General features: G+C 60.6%; 25 protein-coding genes. 21 read left to right on the top strand and 4 right to left on the bottom strand.

What is annotated here, in order from left to right; all coding sequences use genetic code 11:
- Positions 1-105: 105 nt before the first annotated feature.
- The 3 genes from purM to OEG84_RS01580 all read left to right on the top strand — a co-directional run bounded on the left by purM (position 106) and on the right by OEG84_RS01580 (position 3,290).
- On the top strand, positions 106-1,176 hold the full coding sequence (gene purM, locus OEG84_RS01590) for a phosphoribosylformylglycinamidine cyclo-ligase (protein WP_267652115.1): 1,071 nt from the start codon (positions 106-108) through the stop codon (positions 1,174-1,176).
- Complete coding sequence (gene purN, locus OEG84_RS01585) at positions 1,173-1,796, top strand: phosphoribosylglycinamide formyltransferase (protein ID WP_267652114.1); 624 nt, start codon at positions 1,173-1,175, stop codon at positions 1,794-1,796. The genes purM and purN overlap by 4 nt, the downstream gene beginning before the upstream one ends.
- 219 nt (positions 1,797-2,015) lie before the next feature.
- On the top strand, positions 2,016-3,290 hold the full coding sequence (locus OEG84_RS01580) for an SAM-dependent methyltransferase (RefSeq protein ID WP_267652113.1): 1,275 nt from the start codon (positions 2,016-2,018) through the stop codon (positions 3,288-3,290).
- A 121-nt stretch (positions 3,291-3,411) separates the two neighbouring features.
- On the opposite strand, the gene OEG84_RS01575 is transcribed toward OEG84_RS01580, so the two are convergent.
- Positions 3,412-3,834, bottom strand: coding sequence for an organic hydroperoxide resistance protein (locus OEG84_RS01575; RefSeq protein ID WP_267652112.1), 423 nt, complete (start codon positions 3,832-3,834; stop codon positions 3,412-3,414).
- 119 nt (positions 3,835-3,953) lie between these two features.
- On the opposite strand from OEG84_RS01575, the gene OEG84_RS01570 reads away from it, so the two are divergent.
- Positions 3,954-4,418 carry a MarR family winged helix-turn-helix transcriptional regulator gene (locus tag OEG84_RS01570; protein ID WP_267652111.1) on the top strand — a complete coding sequence of 155 codons (465 nt, stop codon included), beginning with the start codon at positions 3,954-3,956 and terminating at the stop codon, positions 4,416-4,418.
- Positions 4,419-4,460: 42 nt separating this feature from the next.
- On the opposite strand, the gene OEG84_RS01565 is transcribed toward OEG84_RS01570, so the two are convergent.
- Positions 4,461-6,584, bottom strand: a complete 2,124-nt coding sequence (locus OEG84_RS01565) for a molybdopterin-containing oxidoreductase family protein (protein ID WP_267652110.1) — start codon at positions 6,582-6,584, stop codon at positions 4,461-4,463.
- 112 nt (positions 6,585-6,696) lie between these two features.
- Between OEG84_RS01565 and OEG84_RS01560 the strand changes: the two genes are divergently transcribed.
- From OEG84_RS01560 to OEG84_RS01540, 5 genes are all read left to right on the top strand, one after another.
- The gene (locus tag OEG84_RS01560) at positions 6,697-7,548 is read left to right on the top strand and encodes a 23S rRNA (adenine(2030)-N(6))-methyltransferase RlmJ (protein WP_267652109.1); all 852 of its coding nucleotides are present in this window, start codon (positions 6,697-6,699) and stop codon (positions 7,546-7,548) included.
- A gap of 70 nt (positions 7,549-7,618) precedes the next feature.
- Positions 7,619-8,029 (top strand): hypothetical protein, encoded by a 411-nt coding sequence (locus OEG84_RS01555; protein WP_267652108.1) that lies wholly within the window; start codon positions 7,619-7,621, stop codon positions 8,027-8,029.
- Positions 8,030-8,037: 8 nt separating this feature from the next.
- Positions 8,038-8,754 (top strand): ribonuclease T2 family protein, encoded by a 717-nt coding sequence (locus tag OEG84_RS01550; RefSeq protein ID WP_267652107.1) that lies wholly within the window; start codon positions 8,038-8,040, stop codon positions 8,752-8,754.
- A 40-nt stretch (positions 8,755-8,794) separates the two neighbouring features.
- Complete coding sequence (locus OEG84_RS01545; protein ID WP_267652106.1) at positions 8,795-9,391, top strand: glutathione S-transferase; 597 nt, start codon at positions 8,795-8,797, stop codon at positions 9,389-9,391.
- Positions 9,388-9,774, top strand: coding sequence for a diacylglycerol kinase (locus OEG84_RS01540; protein WP_267652105.1), 387 nt, complete (start codon positions 9,388-9,390; stop codon positions 9,772-9,774). Before OEG84_RS01545 ends, OEG84_RS01540 begins: the two co-directional genes overlap by 4 nt.
- A gap of 17 nt (positions 9,775-9,791) precedes the next feature.
- Here the strand turns inward: OEG84_RS01540 and OEG84_RS01535 are convergent, their stop codons facing one another.
- Complete coding sequence (locus OEG84_RS01535; protein ID WP_267652104.1) at positions 9,792-10,418, bottom strand: TetR/AcrR family transcriptional regulator; 627 nt, start codon at positions 10,416-10,418, stop codon at positions 9,792-9,794.
- Between the two features lie 167 nt (positions 10,419-10,585).
- On the opposite strand from OEG84_RS01535, the gene OEG84_RS01530 reads away from it, so the two are divergent.
- From OEG84_RS01530 to OEG84_RS01515, 4 genes are all read left to right on the top strand, one after another.
- A complete protein-coding gene (locus OEG84_RS01530) occupies positions 10,586-11,140 on the top strand; it encodes a carboxymuconolactone decarboxylase family protein (RefSeq protein ID WP_267652103.1) in 555 nt (184 codons plus the stop codon).
- 125 nt (positions 11,141-11,265) lie between these two features.
- Positions 11,266-11,964 carry a haloacid dehalogenase type II gene (locus OEG84_RS01525; protein ID WP_267652102.1) on the top strand — a complete coding sequence of 233 codons (699 nt, stop codon included), beginning with the start codon at positions 11,266-11,268 and terminating at the stop codon, positions 11,962-11,964.
- Positions 11,965-12,040: 76 nt separating this feature from the next.
- A complete protein-coding gene (locus tag OEG84_RS01520) occupies positions 12,041-12,694 on the top strand; it encodes a DsbA family oxidoreductase (RefSeq protein WP_267652101.1) in 654 nt (217 codons plus the stop codon).
- Between the two features lie 59 nt (positions 12,695-12,753).
- Positions 12,754-13,173, top strand: coding sequence for a hypothetical protein (locus tag OEG84_RS01515; RefSeq protein ID WP_267652100.1), 420 nt, complete (start codon positions 12,754-12,756; stop codon positions 13,171-13,173).
- 84 nt (positions 13,174-13,257) lie between these two features.
- On the opposite strand, the gene OEG84_RS01510 is transcribed toward OEG84_RS01515, so the two are convergent.
- On the bottom strand, positions 13,258-13,896 hold the full coding sequence (locus tag OEG84_RS01510; protein WP_267652099.1) for an outer membrane protein: 639 nt from the start codon (positions 13,894-13,896) through the stop codon (positions 13,258-13,260).
- Between the two features lie 277 nt (positions 13,897-14,173).
- On the opposite strand from OEG84_RS01510, the gene OEG84_RS01505 reads away from it, so the two are divergent.
- From OEG84_RS01505 to OEG84_RS01470, 8 genes are all read left to right on the top strand, one after another.
- Entirely contained in the window at positions 14,174-15,112 is a 939-nt protein-coding gene (locus OEG84_RS01505; protein ID WP_267652098.1) for a calcium/sodium antiporter, read from the top strand.
- 42 nt (positions 15,113-15,154) lie between these two features.
- Positions 15,155-15,913, top strand: coding sequence for an SDR family oxidoreductase (locus OEG84_RS01500; RefSeq protein WP_267652097.1), 759 nt, complete (start codon positions 15,155-15,157; stop codon positions 15,911-15,913).
- On the top strand, positions 15,910-18,003 hold the full coding sequence (gene uvrC, locus OEG84_RS01495; RefSeq protein ID WP_267652096.1) for an excinuclease ABC subunit UvrC: 2,094 nt from the start codon (positions 15,910-15,912) through the stop codon (positions 18,001-18,003). The genes OEG84_RS01500 and uvrC overlap by 4 nt, the downstream gene beginning before the upstream one ends.
- Before the next feature lie 116 nt (positions 18,004-18,119).
- A complete protein-coding gene (gene pgsA / locus OEG84_RS01490) occupies positions 18,120-18,704 on the top strand; it encodes a CDP-diacylglycerol--glycerol-3-phosphate 3-phosphatidyltransferase (RefSeq protein WP_267652095.1) in 585 nt (194 codons plus the stop codon).
- Positions 18,701-18,958 carry a molybdopterin converting factor subunit 1 gene (gene moaD, locus OEG84_RS01485; RefSeq protein ID WP_267652094.1) on the top strand — a complete coding sequence of 86 codons (258 nt, stop codon included), beginning with the start codon at positions 18,701-18,703 and terminating at the stop codon, positions 18,956-18,958. Before pgsA ends, moaD begins: the two co-directional genes overlap by 4 nt.
- Position 18,959: 1 nt before the next feature.
- Entirely contained in the window at positions 18,960-19,430 is a 471-nt protein-coding gene (locus OEG84_RS01480) for a molybdenum cofactor biosynthesis protein MoaE (protein ID WP_267652093.1), read from the top strand.
- The gene (gene ung, locus OEG84_RS01475) at positions 19,427-20,116 is read left to right on the top strand and encodes a uracil-DNA glycosylase (RefSeq protein WP_267652092.1); all 690 of its coding nucleotides are present in this window, start codon (positions 19,427-19,429) and stop codon (positions 20,114-20,116) included. The genes OEG84_RS01480 and ung overlap by 4 nt, the downstream gene beginning before the upstream one ends.
- 232 nt (positions 20,117-20,348) lie before the next feature.
- Positions 20,349-21,701, top strand: coding sequence for a ferredoxin reductase family protein (locus tag OEG84_RS01470; RefSeq protein WP_267652091.1), 1,353 nt, complete (start codon positions 20,349-20,351; stop codon positions 21,699-21,701).
- The last annotated feature ends 5 nt before the right edge of the window (positions 21,702-21,706 follow it).

Genomic DNA, 21,706 nt, shown 5'->3' with positions numbered 1-21,706 from the left:
CAGTTTGTCGTGGGCCGCGGCGCGCTGTGACTTGCGGAAACGCCCGCAAAATGTCATCCCCCGCGCTTATCGCAGCTCCCTTTGCAATCAAGGAGGAGAAACCTGATGGCGGATCCGAAAAACGGCCTGACTTATGCCGACGCAGGTGTCGACATCGACGCCGGTAATGAGTTGGTCAATCGCATCAAACCCCTGGTGCGGTCCACCCGCAGGCCCGGTGCAGACGGCGAGATCGGCGGCTTCGGCGGCCTGTTCGACCTGAAGGCCGCGGGCTTTTCCGATCCGGTACTGGTGGCCGCCAATGACGGCGTCGGCACCAAGCTGATGGTGGCGATCGAATCCGGCGTGCACGACACCGTCGGCATCGATCTCGTCGCCATGTGCGTCAACGATCTGGTGGTTCAGGGTGCCGAACCACTGTTTTTTCTAGATTATTTTGCCACAGGCAAGCTCGATCCTGCCCAGGGCGCGGCCATTGTCAGCGGTATCGCACAAGGCTGCCTGCAAGCCGGGTGCGCATTGATCGGCGGCGAAACCGCGGAAATGCCGGGCATGTACCGCGAAGGCGATTACGATCTGGCGGGCTTTGCCGTCGGCGCCGCCGAGCGCGGCCAGCTGTTGCCGTCGGGTGAAATTGCGCCAGGCGACTTGTTGCTCGGATTGGCATCTTCAGGCGTCCATTCCAATGGTTTTTCGCTGGTGCGGCGGATCGTCGAACGCAGCGGGCTTAGCTATGACGCGCCAGCACCGTTCGACCCTTCGACCAGTCTAGGCGCAGCGTTGATGGAGCCGACCAGGATCTATGTGAAATCACTGCTTGCGGCAATCCGCGAGACCGGATCGATCAAGGCGCTGGCGCATATTACTGGCGGCGGCTTTCCCGAGAACCTGCCGCGGGTGTTGCCGGAGGGCCTTGCAGCCGAGATCGACCTCGGCGCGATCACCCCGCAGCCGGTGTTTTCCTGGTTGGCGCAAACCGGCGGTGTCGCGATGGAAGAGATGCTGCGCACCTTCAATTGCGGTGTCGGCATGGTGGCCGTTGTCAGCGCTGGCGACAGTGACACGGTGATCAAAGCGCTGGAAGCCCAAGGGGAAAGCGTGATCCGGCTGGGTCGCCTGACGGCGCGCGGTGACGGTGAAGCAGGGGTTCGTTATCAGGGAAGGCTGGCGCTGTGAGCGAAAAGCTCAAACAGCCGGTCGCGGTGCTGATCTCGGGGCGCGGTTCCAACATGGGCGCGCTGATTGCCGCGTCGCTCGACAAGGATTACCCGGCGCGAATCGTAACGGTGATATCCGACAAACCGGACGCCAAGGGGCTCGACCATGCCCGCGAATTCGGCATAAACGCGGTGGCGGTTCCCCGTGCAGACTTTGATAGCAAGGCCGCACATGAAGCCGCGATCATTGCCGCCATCGATGCCTCAGGCGCTAAATTCGTGGCGCTGGCAGGTTATATGCGATTGTTGTCGGGAGATTTCGTTAACACCTATGCGGGGCGGATGATCAACATTCACCCCTCACTGCTTCCCGCCTTTGCGGGGCTTGCAACCCATGAGCGGGCGCTGGCGACGGGATGCCGGGTGCATGGCTGCACGGTCCATTTCGTCACCGAAGCCATGGATGAAGGCCCGATTATCGAGCAGGAAGCGGTGCGGGTGGAAGCGAACGATACACCCGAAACCCTGGCCGCACGTGTGCTTGAAGCCGAACATCGGATCTACCCCAAAGCGTTGGCAATGCTGGCAAGCGGCCAAGTCCGCATGGGCCGTGGTGGCCAGACCCGGTTCGCCGACTAGGCAAGCCTTCGCGCACGGTGCGATAACCGCCCTGAGAGCCGAAGAAAATCAGGCTGCATACGACGCAACGAATAGTAATAATTTGCCATGAAACCTGCCTATTGCATGTTGCGTATAAATCCATTCTTATGGGTCGATACGTAATATTTCAAAGCGTTAGGGCGCGCTGTGCGGGATTTGCTGTTTGAAGCGCGCTCTCATGATCAGATCGGAGGCACCATGCTTTCGCTTTACAGCATGCTCGACAAGGTCATCAAGAATGGCCGACTGACGTTGATCGACGCCAAAGGCGTTACCCATTCATTCGGCGGCACAGCACCAGGTCCGGAAGCAGCGATCCGCTTCACAAAGGCCTCAACACCGCTCAAGATCGCCGTCAACCCCGAACTCAATGCGGCCGAAGCCTTCATGGACGGCGAGTTGGTGATGGAAAGTGGCTCCATCCACGACCTGATGCTGTTGATCTTCGCCAACAAGACGCTTTTTGACCGGTCGCCGAACCAGATTTTCTGGCGCCGGGTGTCGCGCAACCTGCGTCGGTTCCAGCAAAACAACGCGCTGACACGCGCCCGCGCTAATGTTCAGGCGCATTACGATATCGGCGAGGACATCTACAAGCTGTTCCTCGACCGCGACATGCAATATTCTTGCGCCTATTTTCCCGATGGTCCGGCGACACTGGAACAGGCGCAAACGATGAAGAAGCGGCATCTGGCCGCCAAGCTCCGGCTTGCAGATGGTCAGCGGCTGCTCGACATCGGCTGCGGCTGGGGCGGTCTCGGGCTGTACCTGGCGCATGCGGCGGACATTGAAGTGGTGGGCGTCACCTTGTCGGAAAGGCAATTGGCGGTTGCCCGACGTCGCGCCGAAATCCTCGGGGTCAGCGATCGGGTTAAGTTCGAACTGATCGATTATCGCGAAGTCGAGGGCAAATTCGACCGTATCGTCTCGGTCGGCATGCTCGAACATGTCGGCGCCCACTTCCTGCTGCCCTACTTCCTGACCGTGCGCGATCGCCTGGCGGAAGACGGTGTGGCGCTGATCCATTCGATTTCAGGGATCTCGCCGCCGGGCACTACCGGGCCATTCCTGCGCAAGCACATTTTCCCCGGCGGCTATGCGCCATCGCTGTCGGAAGCTGTCGCGGCGATCGAGCACACCGGGCTGTGGATGCTCGATTGCGAGGTATGGCGGTGCCATTACGGCTACACGCTGCGGCAATGGCGTGAACGCTTCCTCGCCAATCGCGAGGCGGCGATCGCGGCCATGGACGAGCGGTTCTGCCGGATGTGGGAAATCTATCTGTCGATGTGCGAATGCGCCTTTCTTCAAGGCACCAGCAATGTTGTTCAGATCCAGCTCGGCCGTGCCCGCGACGCGGTGCCGATCAGCCGCGACTATATCGGGGCGGAAGAAGCCCGGCTGGCAGAGCGGGAAAAGGAATTTCTCGAACGCGTCGTCGCCAGCGCCCATCAGGCGCTGGAAGGCAACTAACCGTTTCGTAGTGCGATCGACCTGGTAACCGAACCGCGTCGGCAGATTAGCGATAACCCATGCTGAACTTGCGTCCGGACCCGCCAAAGGGTCCGGACGCTCGTCGCTGGAGCAGACGTACTCAGGCGCGGACCGGGGTCACATTGAGCGTGCCGGAAATCGCATGCGAATAGGGGCAGACCTTGTGACCACCGGCAATCAGGTCATCGGCGACGTCATTGTCGACGCCCGGCAGATCGACCTTGATGCCGACATCGAGCCCGAAACCCAAATCTTCGCGCGGACCGATGCCGACGCTAACCGTCACTGTCGCATTATCCGGCACCTGCACATTTTTCTGGCCGGCGTAGAATTTCACCGCGCCGAGAAAACAAGCTGCATAACCGGTGGCAAACAGCTGCTCGGGGTTCACGCCGCCGCCGGGGCCGCCCATTTCCTTGGGGACGGCCAGATTAACATCTACGGCGCCGTCTTCGGTTTTGGAATGACCGTCGCGACCGCCGGTAGCGGTGGCCGAAACGCGATAAACAACCTTGCTTGGCATAATCATTTTCCTTTTGTGCGATTTAATCGTGTGCGATACATATCGCGTCAAATGCCAACCTTCAAGTGATTGATTGTCGCAAGCGCACGAAATAGGCTCAGCCCACAGGAGAAAACACCATGGCCAAGGGCAAACTGCCGGCAGGGTTCAGGCCGATTCCCGAATCGATGCTCTGCTTCGATATCTACGCCACCCACCATGCCGTCGGGCAGGTGTATCACCCGCTGTTATCGGGGCTCGGGCTGACCTATCCGCAATATCTGGTGATGCTGGTGCTGTGGGACGGCGACGGGGTGACAGTGGGCGATCTGGGCCAACGGCTTGACCTTGCCTCTTCGACCCTGACGCCGCTGGTCAAGCGTCTCGAAAGCCAGGGCCTTGTGGCACGCACGCGCGATGCCACCGATGAACGCAAGGTGCGGGTGCACCTAACCGAGGCCGGACAGGCGATGGAAGCCCGGGCCAGCCATGTGCCGGCTTGCGTTGCCGAAGCTTTCGGCCTGACCACGGCAGAATTCTCTACCCTGCATGCAATGCTGGGCAAAGTTCGACAAACGCTGCAAACCGACACGGAAGTGGCCTGACATCGTCTGTCGCCGGAGGGACGCTGCGGCCCGGTGCGTGGTCTAGGCTTTCCGCACCCACACCTTGGTGTCGTGAAACGCTGCACCACCATAGGGGGCGCAGGCATCGGCGCCGGTGAGGATGTTGATCCCCTCGCCGCCCTCGAACGCAGAATTGGGCCACAGTCCTTCATGGATGACGACGCCGCGGCGCGGACCGGGGTCGAGCTTTGCGTGCATGGAGAGATCGCCTCGCATATTACCAAGCCGCACCCGGTCGCCGTCGCCCAGGCCAAGCGCTGCGGCGTCTTCCGGGTGGATCAGCAGGGTCGGGCGTATTTCCTTGGCCTTCGATCCCGGCGTTTCGCTGAAGGTCGAATTGAGGAACGAACGTGAGGGCGACGTGGCGAGCCGGAACGGATGCTCCGCGTCGGCGCTTTCAATCAGTTCGACATGATCAGGGAACGTTGGAAGCCGATCTACCGGCCCTTGCGGCCCCATCCGCTTTGGCGGTTTGTTAGCGGCAGGTGTTCCGGTCCAGTCGGGCCGGAAGCGGTACTTGCCATCCTTGTGGCCGAATCCACCGAGGAAATGAGATGTTTCGAAATCCGGCTGCAGATCGACCCATTTGTCGGCCTTGAAACTGTCGAAATCTCCCAAGCCCCGCTTTTGCAGCATGTAGTCGATGTGCTGCCGCTCGGTGAGCCCGAACCCCTCGTGGTCGCCCACGCCCAGACGCTTGGCCAGTTCCTCGATCACGTAATGGTTGGATTTCGGGCCTTCGGGCGGATCGACCAGTTTCGGCCCGAGAATGATGTGCTGGTTGCCGCCGCCACGGTAGATGTCATCATGTTCGAGAAACATGGTGGCCGGCAGCACCACATCGGCCAGAAGCGCCGTGTCGGTCATGAATTGTTCGTGGACGGCTACGAACAGGTCCTCGCGCATCAGCCCCCTGAATGCCTTGCGCTGCTCGGGCACGACATTGGCGGGGTTGGTGTTCTGGATCAGCATGGCGGTCACCGGTGGTCCGCCATTGAGCGATTCTGGTTCGCCGGTAAGCACCCGGCCCAACTGCGACTGATCGAGCCAGCGCAGGCCGGGATCATACTGCTTGCGGCCTTCGACGAGGGATTTGTCGAGCCGGAAAATACCGGAATTGGAATGAAACGCGCCACCGCCTTCATACTGGTAAGCGCCGGTAACGACGGCGAGCGACAGTGCCGCATGCATGTTGATCGCGCCGTTGCGCTGACGCGAGAAGCCGTAACCAAGCCGGAAGAATGAGCGCTTGGTGGTGCCGACCAGCTTCGCAAAAGCCTCGATCTCGGCTGCTGGAACCCCGCAGATCGCCTCCGCCCATTCCGGCGTACGGCTTTGCAAATGTGATTCAAGTCCCGCCGGGTCATCGCTGTATTTGTTGAGATATTCGCGATCGGCCAAACCGTCACGAAACAGCACATGCATGGCCGCACAGGCCAGCGCCGCATCGGTACCGGGCTTGACCACCAGCTTGACGTCGGCCTGTTTCATGGTCTGGTTTTCATAGACATCGATGACCACGATCTTGGCGCCACGTTCCTTGCGGGCGCGCATTGCGTGGGTCATGACATTGACCTGAGTGGAGACCGCATTGGTGCCCCAGATCACCACGCAATCGGATTTGGCCATCTCGCGTGGATCGGGGCCACGCAGGGCGCCCGCGCCCATGGAAAAGCCGGTCCAGGCCAGATTGGTGCAATAGCTATCGAATTGGTTGGAATAACGTTTGGCGTGGCGCAGGCGGTGGATGCCGTCGCGCTGCACCAGCCCCATGGTGCCGGCATAGAAGGCCGGCCAGACAGTTTCGGAACCGAACTCGGCTTCGGCCTTGAGAAACTTTTCGGCGATCAGGTCGAGTGCGGCGTCGAAGCTTGCCTCTTTCCACTTCCCCTCGCCCTTGGCGCCGGCGCGGATCAGCGGTTTGAGCAGACGGTCCGGGTGATGAATGCGATCGGCGTAGCGCGCCACCTTGGCGCAGATCACACCGGCGGTGTAGCTGTTGGCCGCATCACCGCGCACCCGGCCGATGCGGTTATGGGCCAACACTTCTACTTCGAGCGCGCAGGTTGAGGGACAATCATGCGGGCAGGCAGAATAGCCGATGGCCGGCGCCTGGCCGGACTTAAGCGGGCTTGCGTCGTTCATGTTTTCTCCACTCGCATCATTGATGCTTTCTCTATAAGAGAAACCGCGACGCCGCGCTACTTCGGGGCGAAATTTTCAACTGACCCACGCCAAGGATACATCAGGCCAGACGATGAATTATCGCCACAGCTACCACGCGGGCAATTTCGCCGATGTGCTCAAGCACGCGGTGTTGGCCCAGATCATCACCTATCTCAAGCGCAAGGATCAGGCGTTCCGCGTGATCGACACCCATGCAGGCATCGGTGTCTACGACCTTTCTTCGGTCGAGGCGCAAAAGACCGGCGAATGGCGCGAAGGCGTCGGCCGGGTGATGAAGGCCAGCCTGTCGCCGGACCTGGGCGCGTTTCTGGCGCCATGGCTTGAGACCGTCACAACGCTCAATCCCGAAGGCGGGCTGCGCCACTACCCCGGCTCGCCCAAACTTGCGCGGCTTCTGATGCGCAAGAAAGACCGGCTTTCGGCAATCGAGCTGCATCCGGCCGACGCGGAAAAGCTCAGAGCGGCGTTTGAGGGCGATTATCAGGTTAGGGTAATCGAACTCGATGGCTGGCTGGCGCTCGGCGCGCATCTGCCTCCCAAGGAAAAACGCGGCCTGGTGCTGGTCGACCCACCGTTCGAGGAAGAAGGCGAATTCGACCGGCTGGTCGATGGGCTGGCGCGGGCGACGCGGCGCTTTGCCGGCGGCACCTACATGTTGTGGCACCCGATCAAGGCCGACAGCCCGCTCAAGGCATTCGACGCCAAGCTCACCAATCTCGGCCGGCCGAGCACGCTGACGGTGCGGCTCTGGATACGCAACAACACCACCGCACCCGGACTTAACGGCAGCGGACTGGTTATCGTCAACCCGCCCTACACGCTGGAAGCTTCACTCAGGGCCGTACTCCCCGAACTAGCTGGCCTGCTGGCCCAGGGGCCAGGTGGCGGTACGGAGATCCGCATGCTGGTGGGCGAAGGTTGAAAGCTCAATGCCCTTGCTCCGGGCGGGACCTCCCCGTATACCGGGAATCATCGTGGACAAAGGACCGGTCATGAACATGAAAAGTCTGATACTTGCCCTCGTAATCGCGTTTTCGGGCTACTCTGCGCCAGCCATGGCATTTACCGGCGGCACATTCGCCGCTTGCGATGCGCCGCAAGTGCTCACCTATATTCAGAAGCGGTTTCAATGGACCGACCGGGTGCTGTTACAGCGCGGGCTTGCCATCGACAGCATCGAGCGGCCGCACGCCACGCGTGGCCGCAACACGCGGTATTCCTCATCGATTCCCCGGCTTTATTGCCATGGCACGGCACGTATGAACGACGGCCGGGATCGACCGATCTGGTGGTTGATCGAAGGCGACATGGGATTTGCCAGCCTGCGCGACAATCTCGAATTCTGCATCTCCGGACTCGATCCGCTCAAGGTTTACGGCGCCTGGTGCCGGTCGGTACGCTGATCCCACTCGTGTCAATTTCAGCAGCAATCCGGCTTCTGGTAGCACTGCCACTGACTGCGCTGCTGTTTGCCTGTTCCGATGATAGCGACGCAGCCGCTTCGGCAAGGAAGCCGGTCGCGGCCTCCTCCTCGCCCAGCGCAGATCTTCCGCTTGGAACCGGTTTTGATTTTTACGTGCTGGCGTTGTCCTGGTCACCTGCCTATTGCCTGATCGAAGGCGCGCGCGCCAATCGGAACCAATGTGCCGAGGACCGCGATCTGGGGTTCGTGGTACATGGGCTGTGGCCGCAATTTGAGGACGGCTACCCGCAATACTGCGATTCGCGCGAGCCTGAACGGGTGCCGTCACAGCTTGGCCAGGCCTATCTCGACTTGCTTCCGTCAATGGGCCTGGTCGGCCAGCAATGGCGCAAACACGGATCTTGCTCCGGGCTTGGCCAGAAGGATTATTTCGAAGTACTGCGGGCGGCGCGGCAACGCGTGGCAGTGCCCGCGGCCTTTGCGCTTGACAAATTACCGGCCAAGATTGATGCGTTCGACGCTGAAAAATCCTTTATTGCTGCCAATCCCGGCATGGAGCGCGATGGAATTGCCGTGACATGCGACCGTGGCATGCTTCGCGAAATCCGAATCTGCATGAGCAGTACCCTTGAATTCCGCAGCTGTGCCAAAGTGGATCGTTCCGGCTGCACGCTCGATAATCTCTCGGTGCCCGAGCCCAATTGAACGCAACCGCCCATTTTTTGACAAAGCAGAGAAAAAACCGATGAAACTCCTTTACGCCCCCGCCTCCCCCTATTCCTCCAAGGTTCGCATGGCCGCGCATTTTGCCGGCATCGACCTCGAACCGGTGCTGACCAATACCGGCGCCCTGCCCGCCGAACTGGTCGACAACAATCCGCTCGGCAAGATCCCGACGCTGGTCACCGACGAGGGCCAGGCGGTTTATGACAGCCGCGCCATCATGCAGTTTCTCGACCGCACCGGCGGCAAGCGGCTGTATCCACGCAACGCCGCCAAGCGCACCGATGCGGAAGTGCTGGAAGCATTGTGCGACGGCCTCTGCGACTGCCTGCTGGTGATCGTCTATGAGCGCCGGCACCGGCCCGAAGAAAAGGTTCACCAGGACTGGATCGACATGCAGTGGGCAAAGGTGACCCGGACACTTGACCATCTCGAAAACAATCTGCCACGCATCACCAAGACGCCGAATGGCGGTCATCTGGCGCTGGCGGCCGCTACCGGCTACCTGGCACTGCGGTTTGACGAGCAATGGGAGCGCGGGCGGCCGAAGCTGAAGCGCTGGAGCGCCAAATTCGCGTCAAGCTTTCCCGAACTCGACGCCCTGCGTCCCAAGGCGTGAGCCCGCGTCCGGACAAAGAGACCGGGCTGGCCCATGTGTTCGCCGCCGCGCGCTATTCGCTCGGCGGCGTCAGGCGGCTGTGGGGAGAGACCGCATTTCACCACGAAACGCTGGCCTTCTGCGTCATCATCGGCCTGTTCATATTCTCCGGCGCCCCCCTGTGGGGCCATGTCGGCGCGGCGCTGCTTTATCTGCTGACAGTCTCGATCGAGGCACTCAACACCGCCGTGGAAGACATTACCGACCATGTCTCGCCGGATTATTCCGACATGGCTCGGCACGCCAAGGATCTCGGCTCGTTTGCCGTGTTCTGCCTGCTGATGGCCAACGCTATCTGGCTGCTCTTCGTGCTGGCAACGCAGTGGCTACCCGTCGGCAATTAGACTAATCCATTTGGGAATCAGGCGAGCGCTTCGCGCTCCACAGCGGCAGGCGGCACCCGCAGCCGTTCCAGTTCCCCGACCATGTCTTGCGCCAGTGCAGTGATTTCGGCCTGGTCGACACCGCGGTGCAATTCGATCCTGAGCGCGTTGATGCTTGCCTGGTAGCGGCGGGCAAGCCGTTTGCTATCGGCGTCGGTCGCAATCTCGCCAATTTCCCTTGCGCGGTCGAAGGCGGCAGCAAATTCGGTCTGGATCTGTTCGAGGTAGGCATTGGCCTTCTCGGCAATCACTGCATCGGTCGATGTCGTATCGAGTAGCGTGCGGACCAGCATGCAGGCCTGTCCCTGCGGCTCCTGCGACCGGGTGCGGGCAAGTTGCACCAGATAATCCGACAAGCCGTCAAGCGGGGAAGCGACGCTCTCGATTTCCTGTCTGAACCCGTTCCGCGACTTCTCGAAGTACCGCTCCAGCGCTTCCAGATAGAGCGCCTGCTTGCTTGAAAACGCCGCGTAGATGCTGCCGGGCTTCATTTGCAGGGCTGCTTCGAGATCCTTGAGCGAGGTGGCGTGATAGCCCTTCGTCCAGAACAGGTTCACGGCTGCGTCTAGCGCAACCTCACGATTATAGGGGCGAGCACGTTTCATGATCCTTCATAGATAGGCGAGATTGAGCGCTTTGTCTCGCATGCTGCGGAGGCGATAACAATCACCATTGAGTGAATGCTCAAATTTGCTGTTGAGCAATCACTCAAAGCGCCCATATTGGCAGGACGTTCGCTCCCGGACGCTCAAGTCAATTTCAGGAGACGCCAATGACCGATTTCCCGCTGCACGATGAAACCACCGCCCCTGACGAGAGCAAGCCAATGCTTGCCGAATCAAAAAAACAAAACGGCATGATCCCCGGCCTGCACGCCACCATGGCCGAAGCGCCGGGCCTGCTTGCAAGCTACCGTTTCGTTCACGATCAATTCGTCAATTCGAGCTTTTCCAAGGATGAACTGACGGTGGTCTGGCAGACCGTCAATGTCGAGCATGCCTGCCATTACTGTGTTCCCGCCCATACCGGCATCGCCAAGGCGATGAAGGTCAGCGACGAGATTTCCGATGCGCTGCGCAACCAGACCGCACTGCCGAACGCCCATCTTGAAGCGCTGCGCAGCTTTACCCTCAGCGTTGTTCGCGACCGCGGTAATGTCGATGATGCCGCTGTCCAGGCTTTCCTCGACGCCGGCTTCACCAAGCGCCAGGTTCTCGAAGTGGTTCTTGGGGTCGCCCAAAAGGTGATGTCGAACTACACCAACCACCTAGCGCAAACCCCGATCGACCAGCCGTTCCAGAAGTTCGAGTGGCACAAGGCCGCCTGATCGATCAGAATGCGCCGGCCTGGCAGCTTCCAGGCCGGCGCATTCGGTGACCACAGCAGAGCAACTGCCGGGTTTGACTGTTCCAGTGTATGCGACAGATCTGAACGATGCCGGAAGGAAAGCTGATGAACCAGAACAAGCCCGTTTCAACCCTCGTTTTCGATGTCAACGAGACGCTGCTCGACATCACCACACTGGAGCCGCTGTTTGACCGCCTGTTCGGCGACCCGGCAGTTTTGAGGGAGTGGTTTGCACAACTGATCCTGTACTCCCAGACGATGACACTTTCCGGCCTCTACACCCGGTTTGGCAAGCTCGCAGGCGGCACGCTGAAGATGATCGGCTCAATCCACGATGTCGACATTACCGACGACGACATCAGCGAACTGGCCGAGCGGATCGGCACCATGCCGGCCCATGAAGACGCGGTTCCGGCGCTCACGCTGCCGCGCGATGCGGGTTTCCGGCTTGTGACATTGACGAACTCGGCCAGTGCGGCGTCACCGACACCGCTTGAGCGGGCCGGGCTCGGCGGCTTCTTCGAGCACTCCTTCAGCGTCGAATCAGTCGGTAAATTCAAGCCGGCGCCCGAAACCTATCACCTTGTCGCCGACGCACTGAAAGCCGAAACCTCGGAACTGTGTCTGGTCGCCTGCCATTTGTGGGATACAATAGGTGCACAGGCTGCAGGCTGGCATGGCGCGCTGGTCACCCGCCCGCACAACGCCCTGTTGCCGGCAGAGGAAGTGCCTGTCCCCGACCTTGTCGCGCCGGACCTTACCGAGCTTGCCGACCAGATTGTCCGGCGCTGGAAATCCACCTGACCGCGGGCACGATACCGCTCGACCAAGCAACACACCAATCAATCAACATCCAAACTTGAAAAACACGGAAAACATCATGACCAACCAATCCCAACCCCTGCGCATCGACATCGTGTCGGACGTCGTCTGCCCCTGGTGTGTGGTCGGCTACCGCCAATTGGCTCGCGCGCTTGAAGAGACCGGTACCGACTATGAAGTTCACTGGCATCCGTTTGAGCTCAACACCGACATGCCGCCCGAGGGCCAGAACCTTGGCGAACACATCGCGGAAAAATATGGCAGCACCCGTGAACAATCGCAGGAGAACCGGGAAAGAATCACCGCGATCGGCGCCGAGGTCGGGTTTGACTTCAACTTTGCCGATGACATGCGCATGTACAACACGTTCAACGTCCACCAGCTGATCCATTGGGCCGACACCCAGGGCCGCGGCCATGATTTGAAACAGGCGCTGTTTGCAGCCTATTTCACTGACCGGCGCGACCTGTCCGACGTTGCAGTGCTCGCCGATATCGCTTCAGAAACCGGTCTCGACCGCCCCGAGGCCACCAAGGTGCTTGAGGATCAACGTCATGCGGCCGAAGTCCGCGCCGAGGAAGAATTCTGGGTCCAACAGGGAATTCGTGGCGTGCCGGCCATGGTATTTGAAAAGAAGCATCTCGTCACCGGTGCTCAGGGCGTCGCCAATTACACCGAAATCCTGAAACAGCTTGCCAGCACGCGGGCCTGAGACACGCCGGCGGACACGGCTCCGTCGCCTATGTCGCCGCTTCAGACAAGGACCCCACCATGACATCTTCTCGTGAGGGCTCCCGCTACATGGCAGCCGACATCTGGCACTCATTCAGGGCGTTGCCCGGCTGGGTGCAGATCTGGGTCGTGTTCCTGCTGGTGCCAATCAACGTGGCGAGTGTGTTCTTCATAGACAAGCCGATGGGGTTGTGGGTCGCGCTGCTTGCCAACATCGCCATGCTGCCCAATCTCTGGGTGATGATCCATGACCGCGGCTTTTCAAAGCTGATGGCGTTGCCGCATATCGTTCCCTGGACGGCGCTGGTGCTGCTGCTGGTGTTTGCCCGGCCAGAGGCGACCGGTGCTTATGACACCTATCTCTGGATCCTGCTTGCCACCAATGTGGTCTCGCTGGCGTTCGACTATCCCGACGCCATTGCCTGGCTGAAGGGCAACCGTGCTGTAGCCGGAAGATAGTCACCGCGAGACAGTTGGCCCACGACCATAAAAAAACCCGGGCACCTTGGCACCCGGGTTTTTAATTTGTGAAGTTCTGTGGGATCAGAACTTCATGCCGATGCCGAGACGAACGGAATGGTCATCAAAGCCGGACGAGACGTTACCGCCGCCAAGATTGAAGTTTTCCGAACCGTAGTCGGAGTAACGGTATTCAACCCGGGTGGTGATGGTGTCGGTCACGAAAGCTTCCGCGCCTGCACCGGCGGTCCAGCCGAGCATCGTCTTGCTGTCGGAGCCTGCACCGTTGGTCAGCTTGGCCTGGGTCGCGGCGACACCGCCGGTGGCGTAGACCATGAACGGGTTGATGTCATAACCGATACGCGCCCGGAGTGAACCATTGACGCCCTGCTTGGCGGTCAGGCCACCAGCACTGGAGTCAACGCCGGAATAGCCAATATCGGCTTCCGCACCATAAACAATGTTGTCGGTCTGCCAGTTGTAGCCGCCGTAGACGCCGCCGCCGAAGCCATCGGCGTTCTGCGATGCCAACGCGTCAAACTCGCCCCACTTGTACTCGCCATAACCACCGAGATAGCCGCCCGACCAGAGAAAGCTCTGCGGTGCGAGTTCCGCCATCGGCGGCTCAGGGGCTTGTTCGAGGATCGCGTCCGCGGCCAGCACGGGGGTGGCGAGCGGCACAGAAAGAGCTGCAGCCAGCAGTGCCAGTTTACGAATACGCATGTCATTCTCCTTGGTTTGTTCGGCCCGACGCATAACAGCGGGCCGCTAAGGCCGGGGTCGGTTGATTTCACGCCCCCAACAGCTGCCAAGATGGAGGTCGAATGCGGCAGCCGCGAAGCAGGAATGTGGAATCACAGCGGCAGAAAAAGGGCATGCAGAACTGTGGCTTTCAGGCAACAATTTGACTGTGGTGTTTTCGCCCGCTCCATTGCGGATAAGGCTGCGAGGCCTATATGTGATCAGGTCCATTCCTAATCGCGAGCGTTGATTCCCCGGCATGTTGAGCATTTTGACCCTGATTGCGGGTTTGGTCGTCCTTGTGTTTGCCGGCGACTATCTGGTTCGCGGCGCCGTGGCGCTGGCCGAGAAATTGTCGATCGACCCGCTGATCATCGGCTTAACCATTGTGGCGTTCGGCACGTCGGCGCCGGAATTGTTCGTCTCGCTGCAGGCCGCCTTCGACGGGGTATCCGGAATCGCCATCGGCAATGTGGTCGGCTCCAACATCGCCAACGTGCTTCTGGTGTTGGGCGCGCCGGCGCTGCTGATGACCATCAATTGCCGCGAGGATGGCATCGGCATCTCGCTGGCGGTGATGGTGGGCATGAGTGTCGCGTTGATGGTGATGATGGCCTTTGACGGGCTCGGCCGTCTCGACGGCGCCATTCTGCTGGCGATGATGGGCGCCTATCTGGGTTGGCAGATCATGGCCGCGCGGAAATGTGGCATGGCGCCGCCGTCTGACTATCACGACGACGTACCCGACCTGCCGCAGCAAAACTGGAAGACCATCGCCTTCATTCTCGGCGGCCTGATCGGCCTGCCGATCGGCGCCTGGCTGACGGTGGAAGGAGCCGCGCATATCGCCCGTATGCTGGGCGCTTCGGAGACGGCGATCGGGCTGACCATTGTCGCCATCGGCACATCGCTGCCGGAACTGGTGACATCGGTGATGGCCGCCTGGCGCAGATCCGGCGCCGTGGCGATCGGCAATGTGGTGGGCTCCAACATTTTCAACATAGGTCTGATTCTGGGCGGCACCTCGCTGATTTTACCGCTCGAGGTCGATGCCCGGATCATCTCCATCGACATGTGGGTGATGCTGGCCGCGAGCCTATTGGTTGTGGCGCTGGCGCACTGGAACATACCGTTGAAAAAGTACGGTGGGCTGGCCATGCTTGCGCTCTTCACAGCCTATATCCTATCGGTATTTTGATGGCTGACCGCGTTACGGTGGCAGATATGGACTGACAAACTGATGACTTCGTTTACGCCGACAGCATTGATCACCGGCGCCGGTCGCAGGATCGGCAAGGCCATAGCTCTGGACCTGGCCGCCCATGGCTTCCAGGTGGCAGTTCATGCCAACAGCGGCCGGGCCGAGGCTGTGGTGGACACAATACGTTCGAATGGCGGCGTAGCCGAGGTGTTTGTCGCCGATCTGTCCGACGGCAGCGCCGTGCGGCAACTCCATGCCGACGTCTCGGCGCGGATGGACTCACCCGATCTGATCGTCAACAACGCCTCGGTGTTCGAAGATGACGACATACGGGCGCTCGACGATGCGGTGTTCGATCTGCATTTTGCGATTCACCTGAAAGCCCCGCTGATCCTGGCCGAGGCCATGGCTGGCAGCCTGCAGAAAGACCGTGAGGGGCTGATCGTCAACATCATCGACCAGCGGGTTTGGCGGCTTGCGCCCCGGCGTTTCTACTACACCTTGTCGAAATCGGCACTCTGGAGTGCAACACAGCTACTGGCGCAAAATCTGGCGCCGCATATTCGTGTCAACGCCATCGACTCCGGCCCGACACTGGCCAATGAGCGCCAGAGCGAAAATGATTTTGCTGATCAGACACGCGCGGTTCCCCTCGGCCACGACTCCGATCTAACCGAATTTGGCGCAACCATCCGCTATCTGCATCAGGCGCGCTCGATCACCGGCCAGGTGATCGCGCTCGACGGTGTTCAGCATCTTGCCGGGCAGACACCGGTTGTTGCTAATATCGCAGAATGAGTCGCCGTCCCCGCCCATCGTCACCAAAGAAGTCCGCAACGGCAGCGCTGGTCGACGGCGGCGTGATTTATGACGGAAATGAAACCGATGAGGAAGATGCCGCCGACGTCGATCCGTCCCCGGTTTCGGCCCGCGTCGATATTGCCGGCATCGAGTGGAACGAAAGCCCCGGTCTCGACTCCGGCCTGAAGGGCGCGGAAGTCATCCAGGCCTTCGTCAAGCATCTGCCCAATCAACCCGGCGTCTACCGGATGATGAACGACGCCGGCGATGTTCTGTATGTCGGCAAGGCACGCAGCCTCAAGAAGCGGGTGACCAATTACGCGCAGGGGCGTGGCCACTCCAACCGCATCACCAGGATGATCGCGCAGACGACCAACATGGAGTTCGTCACCACCCGCACCGAAACCGAAGCGCTGCTGCTGGAAGCCAATCTGATCAAGCGGCTGAAGCCGCGATTCAACGTGCTGATGCGCGACGACAAGTCGTTTCCCTATATCCTGATCACCGACGACCATGTGGCGCCGGCAATTCTCAAGCATCGCGGTGCGCGTTCGCGAAAGGGCACTTATTTTGGCCCGTTCGCCTCAGCCGGTGCCGTCGGCCGCACCATCAATGCGCTGCAGCGGGCATTTTTGCTGCGTACCTGCACCGACAGCGTCTATGAAAGCCGCACCCGGCCCTGCCTGCTCTACCAGATCAAGCGCTGCTCAGCGCCATGCACCGGCGAGATCGACGCCGAGGGCTATGCCAAGCTGGTGAGCGAGGCCAAGGATTTTCTCTCCGGGCGCAGCCAGGCGGTCAAATCGCAGCTGGCAAAGGCCATGCAGCAAGCTTCCGAAGATCTCGATTTCGAACGCGCGGCGGTTTACCGCGACCGGCTTTCGGCGCTCAGCCATGTCCAGAGCCATCAGGGGATCAACCCGCAGACAGTGGAGGAAGCCGATGTGTTCGCGATCCACCACGACGCCGGCATGGCCTGCATCCAGGTGTTCTTCTTCCGCACCGGCCAGAATTGGGGCAACCGCGCCTATTTCCCCAAGGCCGATCCGTCGCTGGCGCCGGGCGAGATCCTGGGCGCCTTCATCGGTCAGTTCTACGATGACAAGCCGACGCCACGGTTGATCCTGGTTTCCGATGATTTCGAGGACCGGACGCTGTTGCAGGAGGCGCTCGGCGTGCGCATGGACCACAAGATCACCATCAGCCTGCCGCAACGCGGCGAAAAGCGCGAGCTGGTCGATCAGGTCCTGTCGAATGCCCGCGAGGCGCATGGCCGGCATCTGGCCGAAACCGCTTCCCAGACACGGTTGCTCGAAGGGCTGGCCCAGACCTTTGGCCTGCCGCGTCCGCCGCGCCGCATTGAGGTCTACGACAATTCCCACATTATGGGTACCAACGCGGTCGGCGGCATGATCGTCGCCGGACCCGAAGGGTTTGTGAAAAATCAGTATCGCAAGTTCAACATCCGCTCGACCGACATCACCCCGGGCGATGATTTCGGCATGATGCGCGAAGTCATGCAGCGGCGGTTTTCGCGACTGATCAAGGAGCATGGAGACGAAAGCCCGAACGATCCCGACCCGGCCCACGACGACGATCCGGACATACCCGCACCAAGCGGTATCCCGGCCTGGCCCGACCTGGTGCTGATCGATGGCGGCAAGGGCCAGATGAGCGCCGTACGCGGCATTCTGGAAGAGTTAGGGATCGCCGACAAGGTGACCGCGATCGGCGTCGCCAAGGGCATGGATCGGGAAGCCGGACGCGAACGCTTCTTCATGCAGGGCAAACCCGATTTCACCCTTCCGCCGCGCGATCCGGTGCTGTATTTCGTGCAGCGGCTGCGCGACGAGGCGCACCGCTTTGCCATTGGCACCCACCGCGCCCGGCGCAAGAAGGAACTGATCAGCAACCCCCTCGACGAGATCGCCGGCATAGGGCCGGCGCGCAAGCGGGCGTTGCTGCACCATTTCGGCACCGCCAAGGCAGTGTCGCGCGCAGGTATCGACGATCTGCTTGATGTCGAGGGCATTTCGGCGGCGACGGCGGAGCTGATTTACAATCATTTTCATGAGGAAAAACGATAATCAACGCCATGATTGACGCCGAACTGAGACATTACGCCGCTATGGCGATTTACAGCAGTTGACCTGACCGGCCACTGCCGCGCATCTTGCTCAAAATCATACGAATGGGGGGCCCCATGGCTTCGCCTGCACTGAATATCCCGAATATGCTGACCTACGCACGGATTCTCGCGGTCCCGCTGATCGTACTGTGCTTTTTTGTCGAGGGGGAACTGCATGGATCGGATTTCGCTCGGTGGAGCGCACTGGTCATTTTCACCCTGGCTTCGGTGACCGACTTCTTCGACGGTTATCTGGCCCGGATCTGGGACCAGACCTCCAATATCGGCCGCATGCTCGACCCGATCGCCGACAAACTGCTGGTGTCCGCGATCCTGTTGCTGGTTGCCGCCGACGGTACCATCGCCGGCTGGTCGATCTGGGCGGCCATCATCATCCTGTGCCGCGAAATCCTGGTCTCGGGCTTGCGCGAATATCTGGCAGCTCTCAAGGTGTCGGTGCCGGTCACCTGGATTGCCAAGTGGAAAACCACGTTGCAGATGATTGCGCTCGGGTTCCTGCTGGCAGGCCCTGCCGGTGACAAGGTGCTGCCCTACACGACGCAGATCGGCATTGGCATGTTGTGGATCGCGGCGCTGATCACGATGTATACCGGCTACGACTATTTTCGCGCCGGCCTGAGACACATGGTGGATGAATGAGCATCAGGATCGTCTATTTCGCCTGGGTACGTGAACGTCTTGGCAAGGGATCGGAAGAGCTTGAGCTTCCGGCAAGTGTGAAGACCGTCGGTGATTTGATTGCCCATCTGACGACGCTGGGCGAGGAATATGCCGAGGTTTTCGCCGTTCCCAAGGTAATCCGCGCGGCGATCGACGAGGAACACGCCGACCATGACGAGGCCATCGGGGCGGCGCGTGAGATCGCGCTGTTTCCGCCGATGACAGGTGGTTGAGATGGCGCGCGAGATCACCGTCCGAATCCAGGCCGAGGATTTTGATATCGCGGCGGAAATCGACCTGCTCACCAAGGGCCGCCACGATATCGGCGCGGTGGCGAGCTTTATCGGCCTGTGCCGTGACGAAGGCGGGCGGCTGACAAATCTGGAACTGGAACATTATCCGGGCATGGCCGAGCGCGCGATTAGCGCCATTGCGAACCAGGCAGCAGAGCGATTTTCGCTCAACGGCGTTACCGTCATCCATCGCTATGGCAAGATTGCCCCGGGTGGCAACATCGTGCTGGTGCTGGCCTGCGCCAGCCACCGGCAGGCGGCGTTTGATGGCGCAGCGTTCCTGATGGACTATCTGAAAACCGACGCCCCGTTCTGGAAGAAAGAACATCTCAAGGACGGCGGCACCGGCGAATGGGTCTCGGCCAAGGATGCCGATGACGCTGCCAAGGCACGCTGGCAAAGCGACCAGTGACCGGGGCCGTGAAGCTCGACGATAGCTGGAAGGCGGCTCTATCGGAGGAACTGGCAAGTCCCTACATGGCTGATCTGCGATCTTTCCTGAAAGCCGAGATGGCGGACGGCAAAGAGATATTCCCGAAAGGCTCGGAAATTTTTGCCGCTCTCGATCTTACGCCACTTGACCGGGTCAAGATCGTCATCCTCGGTCAGGATCCCTATCACGGCGACGGTCAGGCGCACGGCCTGTGCTTCTCGGTCCAGCCGGGCGTCCGCACCCCGCCGTCGCTCAAGAACATCTACAAGGAACTCGCCGCCGACCTCGGTATCGCACCGGCCAAACACGGAAACCTGGTCAACTGGGCACAACAGGGTGTGTTGTTGCTCAACAGTGTACTGACGGTGGAACGGGGCCTCGCCGCCTCGCATCGTGGCCGCGGCTGGGAACGATTTACCGACGCGGTGATCGCTCGGGTCAACGAACTCAGGAATCCGGTGGTGTTTCTGCTCTGGGGCTCCTACGCCCAGAAGAAAGCCCAGTTCGTCGATGCCAGCCGCCATCTGGTGCTCAAGGCGCCGCACCCCTCACCGCTGTCAGCCCATACCGGTTTCCTGGGCTGCCGGCATTTTTCCCAGGCTAACGCCTTTCTTGAGAAAAACGGCATGGAGCCGGTTGACTGGCAACTGCCGGAGACCCCCTGACCGGGCTTATAGGTAAGACCGACCGTCTTGCGCAATGATGCTCCCTGCCCGCGCCCTCTGCCCACGATCATGACTGCAGTCAATTCCCCCAGCCGCCCGAAAAACCGATCACGCTTGATCTGAAACAATTCATGCTTTTGCCAATCGTCCTATGACCAGAATGGTTGTGGTGATGGGTCCGACCTCATGATCCCGGCTGCGGATATGTGAGATTGGCAAAGGGGCCTTGGCAGTGAAAAACATCAAGCTTGTGTTCTGGGGCATTCTGGCGCTCATCACCCTGCTCTGGATCGCAGCCGATCCGGCGGTGTTTGAGGCGCGCAGTGTTTTTGTGTTGCGCAATTTCATGATGCAGTACAGCGGCCTGCTGGCGATCGGCGTCATGAGCATCGCCATGGTGCTGGCACTGCGGCCGCGTTGGCCGGAGCAGAGGCTGGGCGGTCTCGACAAGATGTACCGGCTGCACAAATGGCTCGGCATTTCCGCGCTGATCTTTGCCGTCGTCCATTGGCTCTGGTCCGAGGCGCCAAAATGGGCTGTCGGTTTCGGGCTGCTTGCACGCCCCGCCCGTGGCGCACGTGCGGAGCTTGCCAATCCCGTCGAACAATTCCTGGCCGGGTTGCGCGGCCCTGCAGAAGGGCTGGGCGAATGGGCCTTTTATGCAACCGTGCTGCTGATCGTCGTGGCTCTGGTGCCGCTCATTCCCTACCGGCTGTTTTACAAGTCCCACCGCTTGCTGGCCGTAGCCTACCTGGTTCTGGCCTTCCACACAGTGGTGCTGACGTCATTTGACTACTGGATGACGCCGCTGGGGATCGCTCTGGCGCTCATGCTGGCGTCGGGCATTTATGCGGCGGTGGTGGTGCTGTTCAGACGGGTTGCGCACGAGCGTCAGGTGGAGGGCGAGATTGTCGAACTCACCAGCTTTCCCGGCGTGCGGGCGCTCGAAAGCCGGATCAAGCTGCAACCCGGCTGGCCCGGTCACCAGCCCGGCCAGTTCGCCTTTGCCACTTCGGACGGTCAGGAAGGTGCCCACCCTTACACCATCGCCTCGGCATGGGACCCGTCAAATCCGGAAATCACCTTCATCGTCAAGGCGCTGGGTGACCACACAAAGCGGCTCGCCGAGACGCTGCGCATTGGCCAGAAGGTCAAGGTCGAAGGTCCCTATGGCTGTTTCACCTTCGATGACAACGCCCCGCGACAGATCTGGATCGGTGGCGGCATCGGCATCACGCCTTTCATTTCGCGTATGAAACACCTTGCACATCAACGCAAACAGGCACCAGATGCCGCGCGGCAGATCATCGATCTGTTTCACACCACGGCTGATCTCGACGAGGAGGCGCTGGCGCGGCTTGCAGCCGATGCCGTAGACGCCGATGTGCGGCTGCATATCCTGGTCGACGCCAAGGACGGCAAACTCAGCGGCGACCGCATTCGCGCCGAAGTCCCGGACTGGCGCACCGCCAGTTTCTGGTTCTGCGGTCCGGTCGGGTTCGGCGATGCGCTTCGCGCCGACTTCGCCGCTCAAGGTCTGGATATCAACGCGAAGTTTCACCAGGAACTGTTCGGCATGCGGTGAAAGCT

The organism is Hoeflea algicola (assembly GCF_026619415.1).
GTDB classification, from domain to species: Bacteria; Pseudomonadota; Alphaproteobacteria; order Rhizobiales; family Rhizobiaceae; genus Hoeflea; species Hoeflea algicola.
Note: the sequence above shows the minus strand (reverse complement) of the source record. Positions and strands in the feature narration are given on the sequence as shown.